The organism is Amycolatopsis coloradensis (genome assembly GCF_001953865.1).
Taxonomy (GTDB): Bacteria; Actinomycetota; Actinomycetes; order Mycobacteriales; family Pseudonocardiaceae; genus Amycolatopsis; species Amycolatopsis coloradensis.
In genome coordinates this window covers 436012-460483 of the sequence record NZ_MQUQ01000004.1, presented here as the reverse complement: position 1 = coordinate 460483, position 24472 = coordinate 436012, and the positions used below count along the sequence as shown (strand labels likewise).

Here is a 24472-nt window from a genome sequence, read left to right as displayed (position 1 = left end):
CCGACCCGAAATGGATGGAAATGTCAGCTGTGGCAAGGGAAACCCAGACCCCGGTGGCGATCATCGGCACGGCGGCCAGGGCGCCGGGCGGGGTGCGGTCGGCGGAAGACCTGTGGCAGGTGCTCATGGATCGCCGCGACGTCGTGTCGGGTTCGAGCCCCGGAACGCGGTGGCCCGATGACGAACGCGTGGTGCCCGCCGACCTCACCGACGCGCGTGCCCTGCGCAACGGTTCCTTCATCGACGACATCGACCAGTTCGACCCGGGGTTCTTCGGAGTGCCTGTCGCCGAAGCACCCAGCGTCGACCCGCAGCACAGGCTGCTGATGGAGGCGACCTGGGAGGCGCTGGAGGACGCGGGTGTGCCACCACGCTCCCTTGCCGGTTCGCTGACCGGCCTGTTCATCGGTATTTCCGGGGCCGACTACGCCAAACGTTTCACCATCGCCAACTTCAACGTCTATCACGGGATTTCCGCGATCCCGTCGGGCGCGCCCGGGCGGATCTCCTACATTCTCGACGTCAACGGGCCTTCGCTGGCGGTGGACGGTGCCTGCGCGTCCTCGCTGATCGCGGTGCATCTGGCATGCCGCTCGCTGCACCAGCGGGAGACCGACCTCGCGCTGGCGGGCGGCGTGACCGTGCAGCTGGAGTGGGGCGGACTCGTCGGATTCGCGCGCGCCGGAGCGCTTTCCTCGCTCGGACGCTGCGCCGCCTTCGACGCGAGCGCGGACGGATTCGTCCGTGGCGAGGGATGCGGCATGGTCGCGCTGAAGCGGCTCGACGACGCCCAGCGTGACGGAGACCGTGTCCTGGCCGTCATCCGCGGGACCGCGATCAACCACGCCGGTCGCGTGCGGGGGATCACCCAGCCCTCGCGGCCGGCGCAGCGCGCGGTGGTGGCCGAGGCGATGCGCGTCGCGGGCGTCACCGCGGACGACATCGGCTACGTCGAAGCGCACGGCACCGGCACGCCCGTCGGCGATCCGATCGAATTCGGGGCGCTGTCGGACGCGTACGGCTCCTCGAACGCGCCGTGCGCGCTCGGCTCCCTCAAGACCAACATCGGGCATCCGGAGAGCGCGGCGGGTGTACTCGGCCTCATCAAGGCGGCACTGGCGGTCCAGCGCGGCGTGATCCCGGCGAATCTGCACTTCACCCGATGGAATCCCGAAATCGACGCTGACGGGACCCGGTTCTTCGTCCCCACCTCCACCACACCTTGGGACAGCGAAGGCGCGCCGAGGCGCGCCGCCGTCTCCGCCTTCGGCGTGACCGGATCGAACGCGCACGCCATCCTGGAACAGGCACCTTCCACCGTCCAGCGGGCTTCGTCGCCCGAGACCGGCGATCCGCTCGTGCACGCCGTCTCGGCGGCTTCTCCCGGTGGGCTGGCGGCGACCGCCGCCCGGCTCGCCGATCACATCGCCGCCACCCGCCCGCCGACGGCCGATGTCGCCCACACGCTCGCCGTCCACCGGAGTCACCTGTCCACGCGTGCCTGCGTCGTCGTGGCGGACCGCGACGAGCTCGTCGCCGGACTGCGCGCGCTGGCCGAAGAACGCGAGCATCCCGACGTCGTGTGCGGACCCACCGGAGATCCCGGCGCGCCGGTGTGGGTCTTCTCCGGGCACGGGTCGCAGTGGGCGGGCATGGCGCGTGACCTGCTCGACCGGGATACCGCGTTCACGAGCACGATCGACCGTTTGGACCGCGTCGCCGCCGACGCCAGCGTGCCGGTGCGGCGATTCCTGGAGTCGGGTGCGCACTCCGAGAAGATGGACGTTGTCCAGCCCGTGGTCTTCGCGGTGCAGACGGCTCTCGCGCGGGTGTGGCGTGAACGAGGCGTGCGCCCGGCCGCCGTCGTCGGGCATTCGATGGGTGAGGCCGCCGCCGCGGTGGCGGCGGGCATCCTTTCGCCCGAGGACGGCATGCGCATCACCCTCGTCCGTTCGTCGCTGCTGCAACGGGTGGCGGGCGGCTGCATGGCGGTCGTGACACTCCCGGTGGAAGAGGTCGAAGCCGAGATCTCCGGCCTCGACGGGGTGTCCGTGGCCGTGGTCACCGCGCCCGCGTCGACCGTGGTCGCCGGTGACCAGGACGCGGTGGAACGGCTGCTGGCGGGCTGGCGGGATCGCGGCGTGTTCTGCAAACGCATCGCCGTGGTCGTCGCCGCGCATTCGCCGCAGGTCGAGCCGATCCTCACCGACATCACCGAGCGGACGGCCTGGCTGGCGGGCGCGCCGCCGGAGGTGCCGTTCTACTCGACGGCCACCGACCCGCGTGAACGAATCGTCTTCGACGGCGAGTACTGGGCGCGGAATCTGCGCTCGCCGGTGCGTTTCGATCGCGCGTGCCGGGCGATGATCGAAGACGGCTATCGCGCCTTTCTGGAGATTTCCCCGCATCCGCTCCTCACGCAGGCGGTCGAGGAGACGGCGGCGGCACTGCACGCACCGGTCACGGCGGTGCCGTCGCTGATCCGCGACCGGAACAGCCATGAGGCGCTGTGCCGGGCGGCCGGGGCGCTCCACGTGGCCGGTGTGCCGGTGGACCTCGACGCGGTCAACGGCGGCGGGAGTCGTACGACGTTGCCGCCCACCGCTTTCGACCGTGCGCCGTACTGGCAGGAAAAGGCGCGCGGATCCACCGGGACCGCCGCGCACATGTGGCTCGGCGAGCGTTCGGCCGTACCCGATCCCGACGCCGAAGACCGCACCCGTCACGTGTGGCAGGCCGACCTCGGCACCGACCGGATCGACTGGCTCCAGCAGCACACCTTGCGCGGCACCCCGCTCGTCCCCGGGGCGGCTCACGTGGAACTGCTGCTGGCCGCGGTCACCGATCTGGTGGACCGCGCCCCGGACGAGGTCCGCCTCACCGGTGTGCGTTTCGAACGGCTGGCCCCCTTGGCCACCACGCTGCCGGTGCAGGTCACCGCGACCCGGACGGGTTCGCGAGTGGATTTGGAGGTCGTCCAGCAGGGCGGAGGCGGATGGGAACGGCTGGCTTCGGCGAAGGCGATCCGCCGGGATGCCCCTGCCGAAGAACGCGAAGCCTTACAGGTGCCCGAAAAGACCCGGCCCGCCGATGACCTCTACGAGCAGTTCCGCAGGGTCGGGCTCGATACCGGCTCGGCGTTCCACTCCATCACCGAGGTGGCGGACGGCGGTGTCACGCGGGTGCGCGTGCCCGAGAGCGCGCCGATCCGCACCGGCGCACCCCGCGTGCACCCCGTGCTGTTCGACGGGTGCCTGTTGTCGGTGGCGGCTCCACTGGTGCTCGGCGACGACGACTCGGACGCCCCGTGGTTGCCTGTCGGGATAGCCGGCGTCGACTTGCCGGACGAGCCCGGCCGGATCGCCTGGGTCCGGTCCGAGGTGCGGCACACCGAACACGACGCCGCCACCGGCCGCGCCGACCTCTACGACGAAACCGGGACGTGGCTCGGCGCGCTCGAGGGAATCGAGCTGGTCCGCCACGCCGACGCCTCCACCGGGCGGGCTCTGCTGAATTCCCGGCTGTTCGAGATCTCGTGGAGTCCCGAGCCGCTGCCCGAATCGGCTGCCGAACCCGGCCGGTGGACGGTGATCGAGGAGCCAGACGACCGAGACGGCATCGCGGACCACGTCGCCACCGCTCTGGAAAGCCGCGGCGAAGCGGTCTCCCGGACAGACGCCGAAGCCATGTCCCGTCCCGGCGTCACGGGTGTCGTGTGGTGCGCGACGGGACGGCTTCAGGACCTCGAGCGGGTCAAGCGGGTGACGGCGTTGCTCCGTGAGTACGCGCAGGACGCTGCGCCACCCAGGTTGTGGCTGGTGAGCGCGAACGCCCGGCCGGTGCTCGACGACGATCCGGTGCGGCCCGGAGTGTGCGCCTTGGGCGGGCTGCTGCGCGTGGCCGCCATCGAACAACCATCAGTCCTCGGTCACCTGGATCGACGGCGAAAGCAGCGAGGACGGTGCGGCCGACGTCGTGGCCGAACTGCTCGCGGGCACGCCGGAAACGGAGGTCGCCTGGCGGGCGGGGGAGCGGTACGCGGCGAGGATGACGCGGGCCCCGCTGGCGATCCGGCCGCCACGCACGGCCGGGGCGGTCGACGTCGTCGCCGGTGAAGAACGGTACGTTCTGGAACCCGACTCCGGCGGGAGCCTGGACCGGCTCGACCTGGTCGCCACCGGAGAACCCCGGCCCGAGCCGGGCCCCGGGCAGGTGCTGGTGCGGCCGGAGGCGGCCACTGTGCATTTCCGCGACGTCCTCATCGCGCTGGGCATCTACCCCACCGATGACGGAACGCTGCCCGCTCTGGGATCCGACGCCGCGGGTGTGGTCCTGGCGGTCGGTGCCGACGTCCACGAGTTCAGCCCGGGAGACCGCGTCGTCAGCGTCGTGCCGCACGGAACGGGAACGCTGGCATCGGACTGCGTCGTCGCGGCGGACCTCACCGTGCCCGTGCCGGACGGCGTGGAATCGGCCGACATCGTCCCGTCCGTGCTCACCTACCTCACGGCCTGGCACTCGCTGCACGACCTCGCGCACCTGCGCCGAGGAGAGACCGTGCTGGTGCATTCGGCCGCCGGCGGCACGGGCCTCGCCGCGATCGAGGTCGCCAGGTCGCTCGGCGCGACCGTGATCGCCACGGCGGGTACCGAGGCCAAACGTCACCACCTGCGCGAGCGGGGCGTCGAACACGTGCTGGACTCCCGAACGCTCGACTTCGCGGAGCAGGTGCCGGAACTGACGGCGGGGCGCGGCGTCGACGTGGTGCTCAACTCCCTGACGGGCGCCGCGATGCGGGCGTCCCTGGAGCTGCTGGCCCCCACCGGCCGATTCGTCGAGATCGGCAAACGCGACCTGTACGACGGCGCGCGCGTCGATCTGCGCACGTTCCGCCACGGCATCACCTACACGGCCCTCGATCTCGTGCTCACCGCGACCGAGCAACCGGCGGTGTTCCGCGCCGCCCTGCGGCAGGTGATGGCCAGGATCCGGGACGGGCGCCTGCCTTTGCTGCCTCGGACGGTCGTGCCGCTGACCGAAGCGGCGGAAGGCTTCAAACAGCTCGCTTCTGGCGACCACATCGGACGCGTCGTGCTGGACTTTCCTGCGACAGGGCAGCACTTGCGCGTTCAAGCCGCGGCCAGGGACACCGTGGTGCGCCCCGGTGGCGCCTACATCGTCACCGGCGGGACGAAGGGCCTGGGGCTGGAGGCCGCCCGCTGGCTGGCCCGCGCCGGTGCCGGACGCGTCGTTCTCGGTGGACGCGGCGAACCGCCGTCCGAAGCCGCCGACGTGCTGCGCGAGATCGCGGACACCGGATGTGCGGTGGAAATCGTGCGTGGCGACATCGCCGCTCCGGACACCGCCCCGCGCCTGGTCGCCGCGGCCGGTGCCGAGTTGCGGGGCATTCTGCACACCGCCGTGGTGCTCGACGACACCCCGATCGCCGGCGTCACCGCCGACAAGCTCGAACGCGTATGGCACCCCAAGGTGACGGGCCTGCTGAATCTCCACGAAGCGGTGCGGGATCACTCTCTGGACTGGTTGGCCGTGTTCTCCTCCATGTCGGCGATGCTGGGCAACGCCGGGCAGGTGAACTACGCCGCGGCAGGAGCCTGGGTGGACGCTTTCGCCCGATGGCGCCACGACCAGGGGCTGCCCACCCTGTCGGTCAACTGGGGCGCCTGGGGCGAAGCCGGCCGCGCGACCCACTTCGCCACCCAGGGCTTCGACACTCTCTCCACCACGGACGGGTTCGCTGCGCTGGAAGCGTTACTGCGGCATCAGCGGGTGAACACCGGGGTGTTCGACTATCAGCCGGACCTCTTGTTCAGGGCTTTCCCGCACGCCAGGTCGGCACCTCTTCTCTCCGAAGTGGACAGTGGGGTTGCCGTGTCCGGGGACACTTCACCCGCGTCAAGGGTCCTGGCCGAAAAACCGGGTCCCGGCAGGGCGCAACTGGTGTGCGAAGCGGTGGTGCACACCTTGGCCGCGTTGCTGGGCACCCAGCCGTCCGCGGTGCCCGCTCACGCGAAATTCACCGAAGTGGGTCTCGACTCACTGCTCGCGGTGGCCCTGACTCGCAGGTTGCAAGCCGACCTGGACGTCGCCTTGACCCCCGCGGAGGTGTGGGCGCATCCGTCGCCCGGCGAGTTGGCCACGCACCTCGATTCGGTGCTGCGCCACTGAGCGGGTATGGCGGGAGTGGGTCGTGAGTGACGATTCGGGCCGGAATCCGAATCCGTCCTTACCGCTCACGAGAATGAAAAGGCGGCGTCGTGGACGAACGGCCGGGTCTTTCCGCATCTGCCTGGCCTTGGTCGGAAGATCTGACGGAGGGCATCGGCGGTCCTCACCTGTTCGTGACGGCGTCAGGGCTTGTCTCCAGGGTTTCACCGAAGACGCGTTCGCACTCTCGGGTACGTCGGACAGAAATCCATGGGGGCGATGGCAGCTCGACGGGTATACCGATTTACGTTCGTTCCTGAAGAAAGCAGGCGTCCGTGACACGACCAGGAGAACAACACTCAGCATCCGAAGCCGGTTCGCGTGGACGGCCTGGGACGACACGGGGGCGGGGAAAGCTTCGAACCGGAGGGGCGACCGAGGTAACCGGTACTCGAACAGGCAAGAGCCGCAGCTGGATCTGGTTGGCACTGCTGGCTTTGGTCATCGTCGCGGCCCTCATCCTGAGCCTGACTCAATGCGGGGGCAGTCAGACGGCAAGCGACGACCAGAACACCAACGGCGTCACGCCCCCGGCGAACTCGGCGCCGGTCACTTCCGAAAAAGCCGGACGGGTCACCGTGGACGGTCGTGATGTATTCCCCCTCCCGCGAGGAGAGCTCACCTCGTTCGTCGGCAAGCCTCTTTCCGGCAAGGCCGTACCGGTCCAGTCGGTGCCGGGACCGGAAGGATTCTGGGCAGGGGAGAACACCACCGACCGGGTGTGGGTGAAGCTGCTGCCCTCCGGTGATTCGCCCGTGGGCGTCAAGCCCGGCCAGCTGCTCGACCTGGCAGGCACGGTCGTGGCGAACGGCGACGGCTTCGCCGCCAAGGAACGTGTCGACGCGGCCAATGGCGCCGAACAACTCGATCAGCAGAAGGCACACGTCGAGCTGCCCCATGACCAGCCACGAGTCGTCGGCACCCGGTGACGGTGCCCGGCCACCGTACGGAAAGGAAGCCGGATGGCGAACGGTGGTGTGTGTGACCGTGTTGCCGAGATCTGGGCCACCGGCGATGGTGAGCCGCCCGGATCGGTGCGTGTTCTGATCGAATCGAGCATTGAGTCACGGCCGCTCTATCTGGCGCGGTGTCAACATGGCTGGCTGTGGGTGAAGGATCGGCGGCATTTGCTTTCGATCCAGGTGACCCCTCTGTCCTGGCGATGGGCGATCAGCGCCGATAACGGTGTGATCACCACTGTTCGTCGACTGACCGAGGACGAAATGCGATTTTGGCTGACCTGACGGACTCGCGGTCGTTCGAGCCTCTCACTCTGCGTGTTCAAGCGAACACGTGCGGATGACGTGGACGTGAATGGCTTGTGAGCGGCGAGGGACCCGCCTTACCGTGGCCGGTGCATGTCGGTTAAGACGCAGCCGTGGCTTCTTTCTTTGTGGATAGGAGGTGCGGGTGCTGTATGAAGGACATGTGGATAGCGGGACTGTCATTCCGGTCGGGAGTACGGGCGTCGGTCTCGTATGGGGATCCTGCCGTGATCGCGCTGGCCGGTGAACTGAATTCCTGCACCGCCCTCGTGGTGACGAAAGCGATCGAGGCCGTTTTGGAGCGGAGCCGATCGACTCGCGCGATCGTGCTGGACCTTGCCGAGGTCACCTTTCTGAGTGTCGCGGGTGTTCAGGTCCTGCATGCCGGCGTCGATCTGGCCGCCGCGGATCAAGTCACGCTTCGGATCGCGTTGGGCTCGCACACCATCGTGCAACGCGCGTTGACAGCGACCGGTATGGCCGCGGTCCTGGATGTCTATCCGGACCGGCGCACCGCGCTCGACGCGCCCGCGGCCGACGATTTCCTGCCGTTCGCATGGCCGTCGTGAGCCTGGCCTTCCGGTGAGGGTGAAAAGGATTACGGAGTTGTCGTCGAGTAGTTCGTTTAAGTGCTGCGAGAATGGCGAATACGCCCGAAAGGGCTTTCGGTGGTACGAAAACCGGGTTTCGGATTGCCGGGCCTCTTGTCTTGTCCGACACTGGGCGCATGGAAAGCACGGTGTCCGAAACCGAGGAAACGACGGAGTCCGACGTCCGATTCCCGATCGTCCTGCGTGGATATGACCGCCGCCAGGTCGACGAATATGTGCGGATGGCGGAGAAGCGCGTGGGCCGGCAGGAGAAGGCCCGGAGGACGGCTGAGCGCAGGCTCGCCAAAGCCCAGGTTCCAGCGCCTCGAACCGCCGGACCGGACCAGGCCAGCGGGTTGGGGAGGCGGATCGAGAAGATCCTCGCGGTGGCCAAAGCCGAAGCCGGTGAGATCAAGGAACAGGCCCGTAAGGAAAGCGAGGCGCTGCTGGCGGCCGCCGAGAAATCGGCCGTCGACGCCGAGAGTGCCCGCAAGGAGATCGAACGCGGCGCGCATCACGAGGCACGGCTCATCGTCTCCCGTGCGGAAGAGGAAGCCGACGCCATCCGGACGGTCCATCGGGCGGTGCTGGCCGAACTCTGCCAGATCGCGCACTCGGTCGGTGAACTGTGTAACCGCTTCGACGGCGATGCCAAGACCGAAGGTTCAGCCGAGGAGGAGCCCGTGACTTCGTTGAACGGCTCGGTCAATGGTGGTTGATATCGGGACCCACAGGGAGGACGACTCGCTGCTGTGTCGCGAGTAGGGTTTCGGGTTGTTGAGGGACAAGCCAAAAGGCAGGCTGCAGGGTGGAGCATCTTTCGCGGCGTCCGATGCCAAGCGGCTGTGTCGCGAAAGCCACTTTCGGGACATTAGACGTCGCGAAAGTGGCTTTCGCGACAGCCGGGAGGCTGGCGTGAGCAACCCGACCCACGAGATCGCCACGTAGGCTCTGTTTCCGCGGCGCCTGTGCGCTCCGAAGACAGTCGTGCGCGGGGCGCCGTCTCGAAGGGATCGCGTGTGCGAGGTCGTGGAACGGGGTAGACGGTCGTCATGACGGATTTCAACGACGCGGATGTGAGTGGACTCGACGAGTTCGTACTGGCACGACTCGCCGAAGACGAAGAGCGAGTGCGCGCCGGTAAGTTGCCCTACATCGACGAGGCGGAACGGCGGGGCTGGCTGCGGATCATGCCCGCTCGTGGGGAAGACGGCCGGGACGGACTTCTGCTCGCCGCGGGCCCACTGGAAACGGCCGAAGAACGGCGACCGGTGCCGTTCGCCGAGAAGGTGGAGTTCCTGCGCAAAGAAATCCTGGGCAGCCATGACGACGATTCGGTCAAGTTGATCGCATCCGTGTACCAGGCCCACCCGCTGTGGCGTGAGGCGTGGCGGCACTAGGAGACGGCTCGGTGTCGCTTGACCCTTCAGGTCTGACCTGAGATTGGACGGCGATCACGCATGATCGCCGTCTGATCACGCGACACCAGCCGTTCAACCGCGGACCCCATCGGAATAACAGCTCAGCCGAGGGCACCGATCCGGGGAAAAGTTCTTCAGCTCCAGAGTCCACATAAGACAGTGGATGAGCACCGTGACGGCCTCCTCCGGAGTGCCGCGGGTGGCAAGAGCCACCTGAATGTCACACGCGCTTTCATCGCCGTTGAGCGTGGCGACCAGAGCACGCAGCGCGGCACGCGGTCCAGGCGGCAGGTTGTCCACGTCCACCGATTCGGCGCGCTCGTTCTCGACGATGAAGCTATAGAGGACGTCATCATCGGTGCTCATGCGGTGGCGGACAATGACACTCGCGCATGAGTCGATCAGTTCGCGGGCGACCAGTATCGGCAGTTCGGCCGAGCCCGACGCGGCAAGCTTCGACAGTACGTCGGTGACATACTCGTGCGCGCCGACCCTGGTGGCCTCGACCAGTCGAGTGGCGACGAGACCGTGGAGGGTGGGATCACTCATCTTCGGCGGTTACCCTTCCCACTGACCGATAACCGCGGAGCGCGACGTTGTCGAAGCCATCTGGGTTCAGTCGGTTTCCGGTTGTTCCCATTCTCTGCCCGCACGTTCGGCGGCCAGGCGAATCTCGTTGCCAGGCTGGGACCGGGGCGGTTCCGTCGCGACGCCGGGGTGCACCCGATCGCGTGCCGGATCCGGGGGTTCCGCGGTGTCACGCTCGAGGTCTACCGTTCCTGCGGTCATGCTCACTCCCCGGCCACCGGTGGCACATGCGGATTGTCATCGGCACGGGTCGGGTCGTTGCCTTGGAGCCCGGTCTTCATTTCATCGTCCTCACGGGCGAGCGCGGATCGCTTTCGCGGTGCATGGGTCTTCTCCGATCCCTCGGTCTTCTCGGCCTGGCTACCCGATGATCCGGTCGCGAAACTCGTGATCGACCATCGGGGTGACGGCGGCGCGCTCACTTGACGACGCGAACAAGCTTCGAAGTTGACTCCATGTGGGTGGTGTGAAGAGGACAAAGAAGGGGTATCCGATCGAGCTTCGCCAGTTCACCGCGTGAGCCGGAGGTCCGCGATGCCTGTCCGACCCGATTCCCCGCCGTATGGTGACGATGTCGCTTTGGCCTTGAAAGTGCTTGCCGCGCAAGGCTTGGAGAAACAAGCCGCGCGAGCCGCCTTGAACTCGATGGCGCGGGAAAGGGGCGTGTCGTTGACGCGCTGTGCGGCGCTCGTCGTGGCCGCGGTCAACGGCCGGGTGAACTGATGGGTGAAACCGAACGGGTTTCGAGAACGAGAGCCAGACGACGCCGCCGAGTTGGGCGGGGGAGTGATGCTCGCTGTCGGCCTGGTTCTCGCGTTCTTCACTTGGTGGTTGTTGGCCGCCATCGTGCACACGGCGGCAGGGGTGCTCCGGCTCGCCCTCATCAAAGGGGCCGAGCGAAGCCACTGATCACTTACGGGCGGCGCCGACGGAGTCACGTGCCTGTTCGCCGCCCCCGACGGCGGTCTGCCGTGCGCAAGAAGAATCGCCCGACGACCTGGCATCGGCATGCTCGCAAAGAGGCGCTGGATCTCGAAGGCCAGTTCGTGGTCGGGTGACCGTCCAAAACAGCATCCGTGACGAGGACTACCGGCTCACCCACCGGTAGCTCGGCGCGATCCGCGCGGGCGGGCGGATTCCGCAACTGGCCTCTGAGTGGCCAGTGGCGGGGCTGCCGACTCGGGCGTCATCTCGTAAAGTGGCTTTTCCGGGGTCTTCCCGGAAGAGTGCGCAGCGTGAAGGGGCACGACGGTGAACGGGCGGCAACGACAGCCGTTGTGGCGCGCGATCGCCGCCGGCGCCGAAGTGGCGGGCCGCCGGGACGGCTGGGCGCAGACGGTTTGTCTCACGTGTGTGGAGACGTTCGACCAGGTGGACGCGGCGACCCTCGCCTTGCGCGGTGGCCCCCACGCGGAAGAGGTTCTCGGGGCCAGCGATTCCTGGGTCGCCGATCTGGCGGAACTGCAGTACACCGTCGGTGAAGGGCCGGGTGTGGAGGCGTTCACCCTCGGTAGTCCGATACTGGTGCCCGATCTGAGCGTCGCACAGGTGCGCTGGCCGGGCTTCGCCCAGTCGGCGCTAGCCAAGGGAGCGGTGGCGATGTTCGCGTTCCCGCTCCAGCTGGGCGCGATCCGGCTTGGCACGCTGGAGCTGTTCCGCCGCAGCACCGGCGGCCTGCCCGCTGACGAACTCAGGGACGCCACGTTGGCGGCGGACCTCGGCGCCGCCGCGCTCCTGCGGCACGCCCGGAAGGCGGAAGGGGAGGGGCACGAGTTCTCCCCTGACCCGGTGCGGTCGTTCCAAGATGTCAACGTGGCCACGGGCATGCTCGCCGCCCAGTTGCACATAGGTCTCGATGACGCGTTCATCCGATTGCGTGCTCATGCCTATGGCCGGAACAGGTCGATCCTGCACGTCGCCCGTGACGTGCTGGAGCGGCGCATCGTCCTGGACGAGCTTGCCGAATGAACCGCCGAGCTGGAGGAAACATGAGTCGTCACCGCAGGTCCGGCGGAGATCCCGGCACACTCGCGCCCGATCTGACCGGTGCGCTGGCCGCCATCACCACCCGCCTGGTCGGCACGCCGGACAACGCCACCGTGCTGCGCCTGATCACCGAGATGGGTACCGAGTTGCTCGGGGCCACCTCGACCGGGGTGCTGCTGGCGCGCGCGGGCGGCGGACTGGACGTGGTGGCCGCTTCGGACGAGCGAGTGCAGTTCCTGGAGTCGCTGCAAACCGAGATCGATCAAGGGCCCTGTGTCGACTGCATCGCGCTCGCCACCTTGGTCACGTCACCCGATTTGGCGGCGAAGCGGGAGAAGTGGCCCAACTTCGTTCCTGCCGCGCTCGCCGCGGGATACCGCTCGGCGGTCGCCGTGCCGATGAAGCTGGATGGACGCGCGGTAGGCGGGTTCAACCTGTTCTACGGCGTGGAAGTGACGCTGGAGCAATGGCAGCTGGAGCTGGCGCAGGTGGTGTCGGATCTGGCGGTGCTCGCGCTGGTGCAGGAACGCGGCGATCGCCGCGCGGACCGGTTCCTGGAAGCCAGGGTCACCGCGCTGAACGATCGCGCCCAGTACGGCCAGGCTGTCGGGCTGGTCGCCGGAACCCTCGATCTCGACCCCTCGACCGCGAGCGCCGCGATCCTGGACTACGTCGCCGATCATGGCAGTACCTTGCGCGAGGTCACGGGAGCGATCACGGACGGCTCGCTCCGCCCCGCTGACCTCGTCGAGGGGCGCTAGGCCCAGCCCCCGTAATCGGGGTCGGCGGTGCCGTCGGCCTGGGCGTTGACGACGGCCGCGATCCGGGCGGCCTCGGCGTCGCGTCCGGCCGGGCCGGTGTCACCGGTCAGGTCGGCGAGCGCTTGCCCGGCATCACAGTCCTGCCATCCCCGCAAGACGCCGACGGCTTCGTTCACCGCCACCCGCCTTTCGAGTGCGCGCACCACCCAAGCCGCGTTCGCGAATGAATCGGGCTCCGAAGTGGTCATATGCCCCACCGTCCTCTCCTCGGCCGCTGAACGCCAGTGGTTCCCGCGTGTGGTCTGGCGGATCCGGTCGCGTGCGGAACGCGACCACGTGCTGCCGGTTGACCGTGTCGTTCCTCGATCGCCGCATCGACAGCGGCCTGCTCGACCAGCACCCGGCCCGCGCGTTTCGCGGACGGGGCGCGGGGTACGCGGGAACATGACCGACTATCGCCACACCGCCACGATCGAGATGCCCCCCTCCGAGCTGTTCGCGTTCCTGCGCGAGCCGCGGAATTTGCCGCGCTACTTCCCGCAGCTGACTCAGGCCGAACCGGAGGGCGGTGATGCCGTCCACGTCGAAGCCGAGGTCCATGGTGAACACGTGGAGGGAGAGGCGTGGCTGAAGGTCGATGAGGGCAACCGCTCCCTGCGTTGGGGAGCACAAGGGCCCCACGACTACCAAGGCGAGTTGTCCATCGCCGAGGACGGCCCGGCCGCGTCCCGCCTCACCGTGACCTTGCACAGCGTCCGCGACGCCGACGACGCGGAGGTCCAGCGCGGGCTGGAGGAGACCGTGGCCGCGCTGGCGCACACCGCGACCGCCGATGCCGATGTCGACGCCGCCGAGCAGCAAGGCGGCTGGGCGGGGAACTGACGGCGGAGCCCGGATCGGCTGGCGACTACCGCGCGGAGCGTGACCGCACCCAGACCCCGGAGCCGAAGGCTTCCGGCGCGCGGCCGGGAAAAAAGACCGCGGTTCCGCGACGCCAATCGGAATGGTTACGCGCAGATTTCGTCGGCCGTATTCGTTGCGGGCGTGGCCACCCCGATCGAATGGCGCGAACTCGGCAAGGCGTCGCCGGACGGCTGGGATCCGGCGGCGAATGTCCCCAAAGGACGATCCTTGGCGGGACATCGCCGCGGATCCCGGTCGGCGGCGGACGTGCTCGTCCAGCCGGGGCGGTGTCCCTGTTCACGGCTATCGGTACGGCCCTGGTCCTGTTGATGGGTCTGGTGGTTCTGATTCGGCATGGGGTGCCCGGTTATTTCGTGCTGTGGTGTGTCGTGCTCGCGATTCACGGGAGGAAGAAATGACGAAGCGATTTCACCAGGGCGACAGGGTGCGCTGGAACAGTCACGGCGGGGAAGCCGTGGGTGAGGTGCTCAAAGAAATCACCTCGGACACCGAGGCGGCCGGTCGCACCGTCCGGGCGTCTCGTGACGAGCCACAGTATCTGGTGCGCAGCGACAAGAGTGGCGGTGAGGCTGTGCACAAGCCCGAGGCGCTGGAGAAACTCTAGCCTCGAACTGCGGGATTCGGGGGCGGTCGCGAGCGGCGATACGGGATCTCTTGAGGGGTAAGTCAACCGTGGCGTGCTCGCGCCCTCCCTTGATGTTCGATCTCGGAACAGGTGTTGCGAACAGGGCTCTCAACGGTGAGGTTACGGATGAGGCTTTCGCATCACCGTCGTCCCGAACGCCCCACCCCCGACTGCCCGTGTCGCGAAAGCCACTTTCGGGACATCAGATGTCCCGAAAGTGGCTTTCGCGACACCAGGGATGCGCACCACACGGCCAGGTGAGCCGTGAGCGGGTAAGGACGGTGAGGGGAGGGGTAAAGGTGGCGTGCCTGGTCGGGTTTGGTCGTGAGTGGCGGTTCGGTGAGAACCCGAAACGCCACTCATGACCATCTCGACCCACGCGGCATCGGCACTTTGGTCGTCTGAAGTACACGCGCCCTCGTCGTACCTGGTGGGTCCCCGGCGCGTGTTCCAGGTCTTTCTCACGGACCGCCTCGCCCGCCGCAGGTACCGGGAACACTCTTGGCCCTGACCCCCGAACTACGCCCGGCGTTCCGCCTGCTCCGCCGGTTTCGCGCTCCGGGTGGACACCAGGGCGATGCCCAGCGCGCCGATCGAGGCCAAGCCGTGGAGCACGTTGTCGGCCCAGCCGAAGTTCACCGCGTCACCGGCCGTGGTCGTTGCCGCGGAAAGCACACCGAAGGCGGTCAAACCGGCGAAACCCACGAAAACGATCCAGCCGTAGGCCCGGATGGCGGAGGGTTTCAGCATGGCCGTCAGGCCGAGAACGCCGGTGCCCGTCCGGATGATGTCGAGCATTCCCGTGGCGCTGAAGATCCACAGGGTGTTTTCGCCCGCCTGATTGTCCTCGGGGAGGAAAAAGAACCCGAGGACACCTACCGTGAGCAGGATCAGTGCGAGCACCAGTACCGCGGGCCGCAAGGACGATTCGGCCGTTCGTTCGTTCATGGGAAACACCTCCGTTTGTCACGTTTGGCGCCCGAGCCGGGTTCAGTCCCCGGTGATCTCGTCGGCCAGATCCTTGTCGAGCGCGACCCGGACGAGGTTGGCCGCGAGCGGAGCCAGCTTCTTCGCGTCGGTGAGCCGCGCCAGGGCATCGGCGTCCGTCGGAAGGCCGACTCGTTTCGCGCCGTCGAGGGCTTTCTTGTCGAAGTAGGGCCGAAGTTCCGGCCACACGAGTTGTGCTTCGCGGCAGAAGATGTCCGCGCCGACCGGTCCGATCCTGGAGAACTTCCGAAGCCGTTCGGTGATCCCGTCCCGATCGCGCCCCGCTTCTTCGCGGAGCTTTCGAAGGTCACCGGAGTACCGGCCCAGTAGGGCCTTCGCGCTCTCGCCGAGCGCCGTCGCGGTTTGCTCGTCGTAGCGTTTGTAGTGAACCCTGCCCAGCGCGTCCACGCGGTGTTGCCGGCGGGCGTCCGCCATGGCGCGGGGAGTGGTCAGTTTCGCCTTGGACAGCTCTTTCGCGGCGTCGACGGCGATGTCGGACTTGATCCGGGTCGACAGCAGCGTCGAGAGCACGAGCAGCCGATACAGCGGCGAGGGCTGGTCGGCCAGCTTGACCCCGGCTTCGGCGGCATACGTCGGCCCGGCGTGTTCGAGCAGCCGTCGGACGATGCGTTCGTCGTTCATAACCGAGGGCTACCCGCTACCCGCGCTGATCATGCGATCGTCTCGGCGGCGTGAGCCAGGGAGAGTTCTTCGCGCGATCGAACGGTGAGCACCGGGATGGAGGCCGCGGGATCGCTGATCACCGCGTCCCGGTCGCGGCCGGCGTCGAGGCCGCCGGAAATCCCGAGCACACCGAGTCCACCGGCGACCGCTTCGGCGATTTCCGGCTGGTCCCAGCCGATGTCACCGGTGAACACCAGCGCGTCGACGCTGTCGAGACTCGCGGCGACGGCGGCGAGTTCACGCCGGGCGCGGTGCTCGAACACGGCGAGCGCGAAGCGGGCGGCGACGTCGCCGTCGCGCGCTTGCCGGACCAGTTCGCGGGTGTCGTCCGACGTGCCGGACAGGCCGAGCAGCCCGGAGCGGTGGTAGAGCCCGTCCTCCAGTTCACCGACGGTCAGATGTCCTTCGCGCAGCAGCCACAGCAGCATCCCCGGGTCCACGGCGCCCGACCGCTTGGTCATCATCGTGCCTTCGAGCGGGGTGAAACCCATCGATGTGTCGACAGTGCGGCCACGGGCCACCGCGCTCACGGAGCAGCCGCCCGACAGATGGGCGATCAGCAGATTCAGGTCCCCGGCTGGGCGTTCCAGCAGTTCCGCGGCCCGGCGCGAGGCCCACTGGTAAGACAGGCCATGGAACCCGTAGCGGCGCAGATCCCATCGCGCCCGCCATGCCTCGGGCAGCGGATAGGTGCGGGCCACCTCCGGGAGGCCACGATGGAAGGCCGTGTCGGGACAGACGACGTGCGGGAGGCCCGGCAGCCGCTCGGTCAGCTTGTCCAGCATTGCTTCGGTATGCGGGATGTGCTCGGGTGCCAGCGAGCGCACGTCCGCGATCCGCGTCCGGACGGCAGGCGTGACGACGGTGGGGGAGTCGAGATCCCGGCCGCCGTGGACCAGCCGGTGCGCCACCGCGTCCAGTTCGCCGACGCGGTCCACAAAGGACTCGATCTCACCGTCGGCCTCGTCGGCGGGCTTGCCGATTTCCACGGCGTCGAGGACGTGCTCGTCCTCGGTCCGGACGACGTGCAGGCGCAGACTGCCCGACCCGGGGTTGACCGTCAGTACCTTCACCGGGCCCACCGCCACCCGGTGATCTCGGCGGGGTCCTCACCGTCGCGATAGGACAGGGTGAGCAGCGCGTCACGCCGTCGGCGGAGATCGCCGGCGAGATCGCCGCCGGTGGACGACCAGCCGCGGGCCCGGGTGACCGCGTCGGCGGCGAGGTCGTGCCGGGTCATGCGGTTGTCCGCGAGGAGGGCGAACGGTGTCGTCGTCGTGCCTTCTTCGAGATAGCCGTGGACGTGGAAGCGGTGTACGCCAGGACGGCCGTGGAGGACCTCGTGAACCGCCGAGGGATAGCCGTGGAACGCGAAGACGACTGGGAGGTCTTCGCCGAAGCATTCGGTGAAGGCTTCGGCGGACATCCCGTGCGGATGCCGGTCCGGCGGGCTCAGCGTGAGCAGGTCGACCACGTTCACCACGCGCACCCGCAGGTCCGGGGCGAGGTCGGCGAGCAGGCGCGTTGCTGCGAGCGTTTCGACGGTCGGCGTGGTCCCGGCGCACGCCAAGACCACGTCGGCGGGACCGGAAGTGCTCGCCCACGGCCAGATCGCCGCCCCCGCCCGGCAGTGCGCGCGGGCTTCGTCCGGCGAGAGCCATTGAGGCCCGTCCTGTTTACCGGCGACGACGACGTTGATCAGATCGGTGGAGGACAGGCAGTGGTGCATCGTTTCGAGCAGCGTGTTGGCGTCCGGGGGGAGGTAGACGCGGGCGGTGGTGGCCTTCTTCGTGAGCATCTGGTTGATGAAGCCCGGCCCCTGGTGGCTGTAGCCGTTGTGCTCCTGCCGCCAGCCGTCGCTGGTGAGTAGATAGTTCAGGCTCGCCACCGGGGTCCGCCAGTCGACCTCCCCGGACATCTTGAGAAACTTGGCGTATTGGTTCACCATGCTGTCCACAATGGACACAAAGGCTTCGTAGCAGGGGAAGAGGCCGTGTCTCCCGGTGAGCAGGTAGCCCTGGAGCCAGCCTTGGCACAGGTGTTCCGACAGGACTTCCGTCACCCGGCCCTGCGTGCCGAGGTGCTCGGTGTAGCCCGGTACCTCCGGCTCGAACTGCCGTCGCGTGACCTCCAGCAGGGCACCGAGCTTGTTCGACTCCAGCTCGTCGGGACAGAAGACCCGGAACGTCCGCGGCGCACGGCGGACCAGTTCGGCCAGCCAGCCGCCGAGTACCTCGGTCGCGCTCGCGTCCCGATCGCCCGGCCGGTCCACCGCGAGAGCGAACTTGCCGACTTCCGGCAACGGCAGTTCGCGGCGCAGGTTCCCGCCGTTGGCCTGCGGAACCCGCCCCAGCCGCAGCTCGGGAGCAGGAGGAACGGCGAGCAGATCCGCTTGGGGGACACCGTCGGCGTCGAACAGCTCCTCGGGACGGTAGGAACGCAGCCAGCGTTCGAGCGCGGCCAGCTCGTCCGGATCGCCGAGGGCGTCCGGAAACGGAACCTGATGAGCGTGGAACGTTCCTTCGAGCGGCGTCCCGCCGGGATCGGTTGCGGGCAGCCCGAGACCCTTGGTGCCGCGCAGGACGATCATCGGTGGCCGTTTTCCGGTCATCCCGTGCGCGGAGGTCAAGGCTTCGGCGAGTGGCGTGTCCGGATCGTCGGTACCGCGTACGTCGACCAGAAGCGGTGTCCAGCCGCAGCCGATGAAGTAGGCGACGAGTTCGTCGTCGCTCATGCCCTCGTAGATCGTGGGTGACGCGATCTTATAGCCGTTCAGGTGCAGGATCGGCAGCACCCGGCCGTCCCCGGGGCCGGTGAACTTCGGGCTGTGCCACGCGGCCGCTGTCGGCCCGGTCTCCGCTTCACCGTCGCCGACGACGCACGCGACCAGGAGGCGGGGGTCGTCGAACGCCGCGCCGAACGCGGTAGCCAGTGCGTAGCCGAGTTCGCCGCCCTCGTGGATGACGCCAGGGACCTCGGGGGACAGATGGCTGGGAAAGCCGCCTGGCCACGAGAACCGCTTGATCAGCTCGGCCATACCGTGGCCATCGAGGGTGAGCGCCGGGTCGTACTCGGCGTGTGTGCCCTCGAGCCAGAGATTGGCGTGGATCGCGGGAGCGCCGTGACCGGGTCCGGTGATCAGCAGGGTCCGCTGTCCCGTCTTCGACACCAGCCGGTTCAGTCCCGCATAGACGAGTGTCAGGCCGGGGCAGGTGCCCCAATGCCCGAGTGGCCGCGGCTTGAGGTGCTCGGGCCGGAGCGGTTCGGTGAGCAGGAAGTTGTCCTTGAGGTGGATCATCGCGCCGGCGAGATAGTCGCACGCCCGCCGGTATCGGCGCAGGATTTCGGGCTCGATCCGCGTGACCACGCTCACTCCTTCCGGCTGGATCCGGTTCCCGCGGTGGTTACCCGCCGGAGGATCCGCCTACACGGCTTGGGTGAAATCGGACAAAGTGGGTAATCGGCGGATATGGCTGATGGTCGAGTGGCGGTGTTCGCGCCGTCTCCGCAGTTGACGGTGACGGTGGAAGAAATCGAGGGTGTGCCCGACGTCCACGTGCACGCGGGCGGGCAGGGAGTGTGGCAGTCGCGGATGATCGACGCGCTCGGCGCGCGGGCGATGTTGTGTTGCGCGCTCGGCGGCGAGACCGGACGGGTACTGCGGCATCTGATCGGTGTCGACGTCGAGGTCAGGGAGGTCGCCGCACGCAACGGCGCCTACGTGCACGATCGACGGGACGGTCACCGCGACGAGGTCGTGCGGATGCCCGCCGACGCGTTGTCACGGCATGAGCTGGACGATCTCTACGAACTGACCCTGGTGCAGGGGCTGCGTGCGGAGGTCGCCATCCTCAGCGGCCCGGACGAGGACGACGTGCCGGTGCCTCATTCGATGTACGAACGGCTCGCTCGCGACCTCGGCGCCCAGGGCACCGAGGTGGTGGTGGATCTTTCCGGGGAGCGGCTGGCCAAGGCGATCGAGGGCAGGCCCGCGGTGATCAAGGTCAGCCACGAAGAGATGGTCGCCGACGGCCTCGCCGATTCGGACTCGCCGGCCGATCTCGCGGCGGGATGTCGTGAGCTGGCTTCGTGCGGTGCCCGGGCGATCGTCGTGTCCCGGGCGGCCGAGGAAACGCTCGCCCTCGTAGAGGGGAAGCTGGTCCTGGTGGAATCGCCCGACCTGACGCCGGTGGACACCCGCGGCGGCGGCGACTCGATGACCGCCGGACTCGCGGCCGGCCTGGCGCAGGGCAAGTCGCTGGAAGAGGCGCTGATCCTGGGGGCCGCCGCGGGAGCGGTCAACGTGACCAGGCACGGCCTCGGCTCGGGGAGCGACGAGGCGGTGCGGGAACTCGCCGGACGAGTGCGGTTGAAGCCATGGGAGGCATCCTGATGCGTGCGCTGATCACCAATGACGACGGCATCGACGCACCCGGGCTGGCCGCGCTCGCGCGCGGCGCCGTGGAACACGGCTGGACCGTGGTGATCGCCGCGCCTGCCGAGGAGTCGAGCGGCACGAGCGCGGGATTGTCCGGCGCCGGCGAGGCAGGCCGCGTGACGGTCGAGCGGCGGGAACTGCCCGAAGTCCCCGGTGTGCAGGCGTATGCCGTCGCCGCGCATCCCGGCCTGATCGCGTTGGCTGCCGCGCAGGGAGCGTTCGGTGAACCACCGGACGTCGTGCTGTCGGGGGTGAACCGCGGGGCGAACGTCGGCCGCGCGGTCCTGCACTCCGGCACCGTCGGCGCGGCACTCACCGCGGCGATCAACGGGGCGCGGAGCCTCGCGGTCTCCCTCGACGTGGGATTGGATCCCCGCCCCCGGCCGCATTGGGACACCGCGGTCGCCGTCGCCGCGAAGATGTTCGATCAGCTCGCGGGCCTGCCGGAGGGGACGGCACTGAACCTCAACGTCCCCGACCGTGCCGAGGCGGGTCCGCCGCAGCGCGCGCCGCTGGCCGAGTTCGGGTCCGTGCGCAGCCATGTCCAGAACGACGAGAGCGGCACGTTCACTCTCACCACCGTGACCGTGGAGGGCGAATTGCCGCCGGGCAGCGACGCCCGGCTGCTGGCCGAAGGGCACCCGACCGTGACCGCGCTGCGTTCGGTCACCGAGGATCCGGATCTGGCGCTGTGATCGCGCAACGCGCCGCGGCTTGGGTCTTCCGGCCGCGGTAACGCTCGGGCACCGTACTGCCGTAGACGTACCGGATCCAGCCTAAGGGGCCTGGTCGACGGTTCGTCATGACGGGGGATACCCGTTCGGCCGCGTATGAGTCACCGTCAACCGGGTACCCGGTCGGTTCCACGAGGAAGGGAGCCCATGGTGACGAACTCCGAGACCGGCGAAGTCACGGGCACGAAGGACAAGCACTACAACCTCATCTGGTTCACCGAAGCCTGCCTCTCCAACGCGCTGCGGATGGAAACTACGCGAAGGACGCGGAACGCGACGGAGACGATGAACTGGCCGGCTTCTTCCACCGTGCCCAGGCGGAGAGCCGCAAGGGCGCCGAACAAGGCAAGCGGCTGCTGGCGAGCCGTCTGTCCCAGTAGCGGGCCGGAGGTGATGCCCGGGACGGACGAGCCGGTACCCGGGCATCGCCGGTCCGGTTGATTTGACCAGTTACAGAAAAGCTTTTATCGTCGGTGGCGATGTCCAACTTCGAGTCACAGTTACGGGCGGTCTCGCTACGCGTGACGCGGCCCCGGCTGGCCGTGCTCGCCGCCCTGCGTGAACACCCGCACGCCGATACCGAAACGGTGATCGCGCGGGTGAGATCCGAGCTCCCCACTGTGTCCCACCAGGCGATCTACGACGTCCTGCGGGCACTCACCGAAGCCGGTCTGGTGCGGCGCATCCAGCCCGCCGGCGCGCTCGCCCGCTACGAGTCGAGGGTCGGAGACAACCACCACCATGTCGTCTGCCGCTCCTGCGGCGCGATCGAGGACGTCGACTGCGCGGTCGGCCCCGCCCCCTGCCTGACCGCATCGAACGACCACGGCTATGTGATCGACGAGGCGGAGGTCGTCTTTTGGGGCGTTTGCCCCGAGTGCGCGACCGAAAGTGTTCCGAAATGATTCGCCGCTTTGGAAGGAAGTAGATGAGCGACACCCACGACAACGTCCCGTCGAGCGCGCAGGGCGTGGACGGCAAAGCGGCGGCGGGCTGCCCGGTGGCCCCCGATTCGGTGACCTCGCACGGCAGTGAGAGCGAGAATCCGGCGATCGATTCGCCGACGCCGAAGTCGGGCGGGCGGCCGCGCACCAACAAGGACTGGTGGCCCAACCAGCTCGACCTCTCGGTGCTGCACGTCCACTCGTCGAAGGCCAACCCGCTGGGGGAGACCTTCAGCTACGCCGAGGAGTTCGCCAAGCTCGACGTCGAGGCCCTCAAACGGGACATCACCGAGGTCCTCACCACTTCGCAGGACTGGTGGCCCGCTGACTTCGGCCATTACGGCGGGTTGATGATCCGGATGAGCTGGCACGCCGCGGGTACCTACCGCGTCCACGACGGCCGCGGCGGGGCCGGAGACGGCGGGCAGCGATTCGCCCCGCTCAACAGCTGGCCCGACAACGCCAACCTCGACAAGGCGCGTCGTCTGCTGTGGCCGGTCAAGGAAAAGTACGGGCAGCGGGTCTCGTGGGCGGACCTGCTCGTGCTCGCCGGCAACGTCGCCCTGGAATCGATGGGCTTCAAGACGTTCGGCTTCGGTTTCGGCCGCGAGGACGTTTGGGAACCCGAGGAGATTTTCTGGGGTCCTGAAGACACCTGGCTGGGTGACGAGCGCTACTCCAGTGAGAGCGAGATGGTGCCCGACGTCGGCGCGACCGAGATGGGCCTCATCTACGTCAATCCCGAGGGGCCCCGCGGCAACGCTGATCCGGCCGCGGCCGCCCACTTCATCCGGGAGACCTTCGCCCGGATGGCGATGAACGACGAGGAGACCGTCGCGCTCATCGCCGGCGGCCACACCTTCGGCAAGACCCACGGCGCCGGCATCGCCGACGACCACGTGGGCCCGGAGCCCGAGGCCGCCCCGATCGAGACGCAAGGCCTCGGCTGGCTGAGCAGCCACGGCAGCGGCAAGGGCGCCGACGCGATCACCAGCGGTCTCGAGGTGACGTGGACCGACGTGCCGACGCAGTGGAGCAACCGCTTCTTCGAGATCCTCTTCGGCTACGAGTGGGAGCTCACCAAGAGCCCCGGTGGCGCGAAGCAATATGTCGCCAAGGACGCCGAGGCGATCATCCCGGACGCCCACGACCCGGCCAAGAAGCACAAGCCGACCATGCTCACGACGGATCTGGCACTGCGCGTCGACCCGACGTACGAGAAGATCTCGCGCCGCTTCCTGGAGCACCCGGACGAGTTCGCCCTGGCGTTCGCCAAGGCCTGGTACAAGCTGCTGCACCGCGACATGGGCCCGGCCAGCCGCTTCCTGGGACCGTGGGTTCCCGAGCCGCAGCTGTGGCAGGACCCGGTGCCGGAGGTCGACCACGAACTCGTGGGCGACGCCGACATCGCCGCGCTCAAGGCGAAGGTGCTCGACTCCGGTCTCCCTGTCGCCCAGCTGGTGGGCACGGCGTGGGCGTCCGCGGCGAGTTTCCGGTCCACCGACAAACGCGGTGGCGCGAACGGCGCCCGGATCCGGCTGGAGCCGCAGCGCTCCTGGGCGGTCAACGAGCCCGAGCAACTCGCCGGTGTCCTGGAGGTCCTGGAGGGCATCCAGCGGGAATTCAACGACGCCGGTGGCGCGAAGATCTCGCTGGCCGACCTCATCGTGCTGGCCGGTTCGGCCGCCGTCGAGAAGGCGGCTCGCGACGCGGGCAACGAGGTGACCGTGCCGTTCCACCCGGGGCGCACGGACGCCACGCAGGACGACACCGACGTCGAATCGTTCGCGCTCCTCGAACCGCGCGCCGACGGGTTCCGCAACCACCTGCGTGCCGGTGAAAAGCTCCAGCCGGAGGTGCTGCTCGTCGAGCGCGCCTACATGCTCGACCTGACCGCACCGGAGATGACCGTCCTCACCGGCGGTCTGCGCTCTCTCGGGATCAACACCGGTGGCACCCGGCACGGTGTCTTCACCGACCGCCCCGGTGTGCTCACCAACGACTTCTTCACCAACCTGCTCTCACCGGGCACGCGGTGGAAGGTGTCGGAGTCCGAGGAGAACGTGTACGAAATCCGTGACGTGGCCACGGACGAGGTGAAGTGGACCGCCACCGCGGTCGACCTCGTCTTCGGCTCCAACTCCCAGCTGCGGGCGCTTTCCGAGGTCTACGCGGGGCAGAGCGCCCGCGAGCGGTTCACCGCCGACTTCGTGAAGGCTTGGACCAAGGTCATGGAACTCGACCGGTTCGACCTCGCCTGAGCCGGCTTCGCCAACGGGCCCGGCCGATCCACGAGC

General features: G+C 68.4%; 23 protein-coding genes. 16 read left to right on the top strand and 7 right to left on the bottom strand.

Annotated elements, in window-relative coordinates; genetic code table 11:
- Nucleotides 1-20 precede the first annotated feature (20 nt).
- From BS329_RS44435 to BS329_RS09165, 7 genes are all read left to right on the top strand, one after another.
- Entirely contained in the window at nucleotides 21-4115 is a 4095-nt protein-coding gene (locus BS329_RS44435; protein ID WP_158075761.1) for a type I polyketide synthase, read from the top strand.
- A complete protein-coding gene (locus tag BS329_RS41790; protein WP_244197083.1) occupies nucleotides 4048-6189 on the top strand; it encodes an SDR family NAD(P)-dependent oxidoreductase in 2142 nt (713 codons plus the stop codon). The genes BS329_RS44435 and BS329_RS41790 overlap by 68 nt, the downstream gene beginning before the upstream one ends.
- A 461-nt stretch (nucleotides 6190-6650) precedes the next feature.
- Nucleotides 6651-7157: a hypothetical protein gene (locus tag BS329_RS09185; RefSeq protein ID WP_076157959.1), complete on the top strand. Its 507-nt coding sequence runs from the start codon at nucleotides 6651-6653 to the stop codon at nucleotides 7155-7157.
- Nucleotides 7158-7190: 33 nt separating this feature from the next.
- On the top strand, nucleotides 7191-7472 hold the full coding sequence (locus BS329_RS09180; protein ID WP_076157956.1) for a hypothetical protein: 282 nt from the start codon (nucleotides 7191-7193) through the stop codon (nucleotides 7470-7472).
- 248 nt (nucleotides 7473-7720) lie between these two features.
- Complete coding sequence (locus BS329_RS09175) at nucleotides 7721-8062, top strand: STAS domain-containing protein (RefSeq protein ID WP_076157953.1); 342 nt, start codon at nucleotides 7721-7723, stop codon at nucleotides 8060-8062.
- 158 nt (nucleotides 8063-8220) lie between these two features.
- Nucleotides 8221-8802, top strand: coding sequence for a DivIVA domain-containing protein (locus BS329_RS09170; RefSeq protein ID WP_076157950.1), 582 nt, complete (start codon nucleotides 8221-8223; stop codon nucleotides 8800-8802).
- Nucleotides 8803-9135: 333 nt separating this feature from the next.
- On the top strand, nucleotides 9136-9483 hold the full coding sequence (locus tag BS329_RS09165) for a hypothetical protein (protein ID WP_076157947.1): 348 nt from the start codon (nucleotides 9136-9138) through the stop codon (nucleotides 9481-9483).
- Between the two features lie 93 nt (nucleotides 9484-9576).
- Here the strand turns inward: BS329_RS09165 and BS329_RS09160 are convergent, their stop codons facing one another.
- Nucleotides 9577-10053, bottom strand: coding sequence for a hypothetical protein (locus BS329_RS09160; protein ID WP_076157946.1), 477 nt, complete (start codon nucleotides 10051-10053; stop codon nucleotides 9577-9579).
- A gap of 66 nt (nucleotides 10054-10119) precedes the next feature.
- Complete coding sequence (locus tag BS329_RS43295) at nucleotides 10120-10293, bottom strand: hypothetical protein (protein WP_158075760.1); 174 nt, start codon at nucleotides 10291-10293, stop codon at nucleotides 10120-10122.
- 1050 nt (nucleotides 10294-11343) lie between these two features.
- Between BS329_RS43295 and BS329_RS09150 the strand changes: the two genes are divergently transcribed.
- Nucleotides 11344-12060 (top strand): ANTAR domain-containing protein, encoded by a 717-nt coding sequence (locus BS329_RS09150; RefSeq protein WP_244197076.1) that lies wholly within the window; start codon nucleotides 11344-11346, stop codon nucleotides 12058-12060.
- Nucleotides 12061-12080: 20 nt separating this feature from the next.
- A complete protein-coding gene (locus tag BS329_RS09145) occupies nucleotides 12081-12839 on the top strand; it encodes a GAF domain-containing protein (protein WP_076157940.1) in 759 nt (252 codons plus the stop codon).
- Here the strand turns inward: BS329_RS09145 and BS329_RS09140 are convergent.
- The gene (locus BS329_RS09140; protein ID WP_076157937.1) at nucleotides 12836-13087 is read right to left on the bottom strand and encodes a hypothetical protein; all 252 of its coding nucleotides are present in this window, start codon (nucleotides 13085-13087) and stop codon (nucleotides 12836-12838) included. The genes BS329_RS09145 and BS329_RS09140 overlap by 4 nt on opposite strands.
- 71 nt (nucleotides 13088-13158) lie before the next feature.
- On the opposite strand from BS329_RS09140, the gene BS329_RS45120 reads away from it, so the two are divergent.
- From BS329_RS45120 to BS329_RS09130, 3 genes are all read left to right on the top strand, one after another.
- Nucleotides 13159-13287, top strand: coding sequence for a hypothetical protein (locus BS329_RS45120; RefSeq protein WP_279628133.1), 129 nt, complete (start codon nucleotides 13159-13161; stop codon nucleotides 13285-13287).
- Nucleotides 13284-13721, top strand: a complete 438-nt coding sequence (locus tag BS329_RS09135; RefSeq protein ID WP_076157934.1) for an SRPBCC family protein — start codon at nucleotides 13284-13286, stop codon at nucleotides 13719-13721. The genes BS329_RS45120 and BS329_RS09135 overlap by 4 nt, the downstream gene beginning before the upstream one ends.
- 436 nt (nucleotides 13722-14157) lie before the next feature.
- Nucleotides 14158-14367: a hypervirulence associated TUDOR domain-containing protein gene (locus BS329_RS09130; protein ID WP_076157932.1), complete on the top strand. Its 210-nt coding sequence runs from the start codon at nucleotides 14158-14160 to the stop codon at nucleotides 14365-14367.
- 540 nt (nucleotides 14368-14907) lie between these two features.
- Here the strand turns inward: BS329_RS09130 and BS329_RS09125 are convergent.
- From BS329_RS09125 to BS329_RS09110, 4 genes are read right to left on the bottom strand one after another with little or no spacing between them, the layout of a single operon-like run.
- Nucleotides 14908-15336, bottom strand: coding sequence for a DUF4383 domain-containing protein (locus tag BS329_RS09125; protein WP_076157930.1), 429 nt, complete (start codon nucleotides 15334-15336; stop codon nucleotides 14908-14910).
- Nucleotides 15337-15378: 42 nt separating this feature from the next.
- Nucleotides 15379-16017, bottom strand: a complete 639-nt coding sequence (locus tag BS329_RS09120) for an endonuclease (RefSeq protein WP_076157927.1) — start codon at nucleotides 16015-16017, stop codon at nucleotides 15379-15381.
- Between the two features lie 29 nt (nucleotides 16018-16046).
- Complete coding sequence (locus BS329_RS09115; protein WP_341866323.1) at nucleotides 16047-17132, bottom strand: acetate/propionate family kinase; 1086 nt, start codon at nucleotides 17130-17132, stop codon at nucleotides 16047-16049.
- Complete coding sequence (locus BS329_RS09110; protein WP_244197075.1) at nucleotides 17129-19426, bottom strand: phosphoketolase family protein; 2298 nt, start codon at nucleotides 19424-19426, stop codon at nucleotides 17129-17131. The genes BS329_RS09115 and BS329_RS09110 overlap by 4 nt, the downstream gene beginning before the upstream one ends.
- Before the next feature lie 102 nt (nucleotides 19427-19528).
- Here BS329_RS09110 and BS329_RS09105 point away from each other — a divergent pair, with 102 nt between their 5' ends.
- From BS329_RS09105 to katG, 4 genes are all read left to right on the top strand, one after another.
- Nucleotides 19529-20452, top strand: a complete 924-nt coding sequence (locus tag BS329_RS09105) for a PfkB family carbohydrate kinase (protein WP_076157921.1) — start codon at nucleotides 19529-19531, stop codon at nucleotides 20450-20452.
- On the top strand, nucleotides 20437-21192 hold the full coding sequence (gene surE / locus BS329_RS09100; protein ID WP_244197074.1) for a 5'/3'-nucleotidase SurE: 756 nt from the start codon (nucleotides 20437-20439) through the stop codon (nucleotides 21190-21192). Before BS329_RS09105 ends, surE begins: the two co-directional genes overlap by 16 nt.
- Nucleotides 21193-21710: 518 nt before the next feature.
- Entirely contained in the window at nucleotides 21711-22136 is a 426-nt protein-coding gene (locus tag BS329_RS09090) for a Fur family transcriptional regulator (RefSeq protein WP_076158217.1), read from the top strand.
- Nucleotides 22137-22159: 23 nt separating this feature from the next.
- A complete protein-coding gene (gene katG / locus BS329_RS09085) occupies nucleotides 22160-24436 on the top strand; it encodes a catalase/peroxidase HPI (RefSeq protein WP_076157918.1) in 2277 nt (758 codons plus the stop codon).
- Nucleotides 24437-24472: the final 36 nt, after the last annotated feature.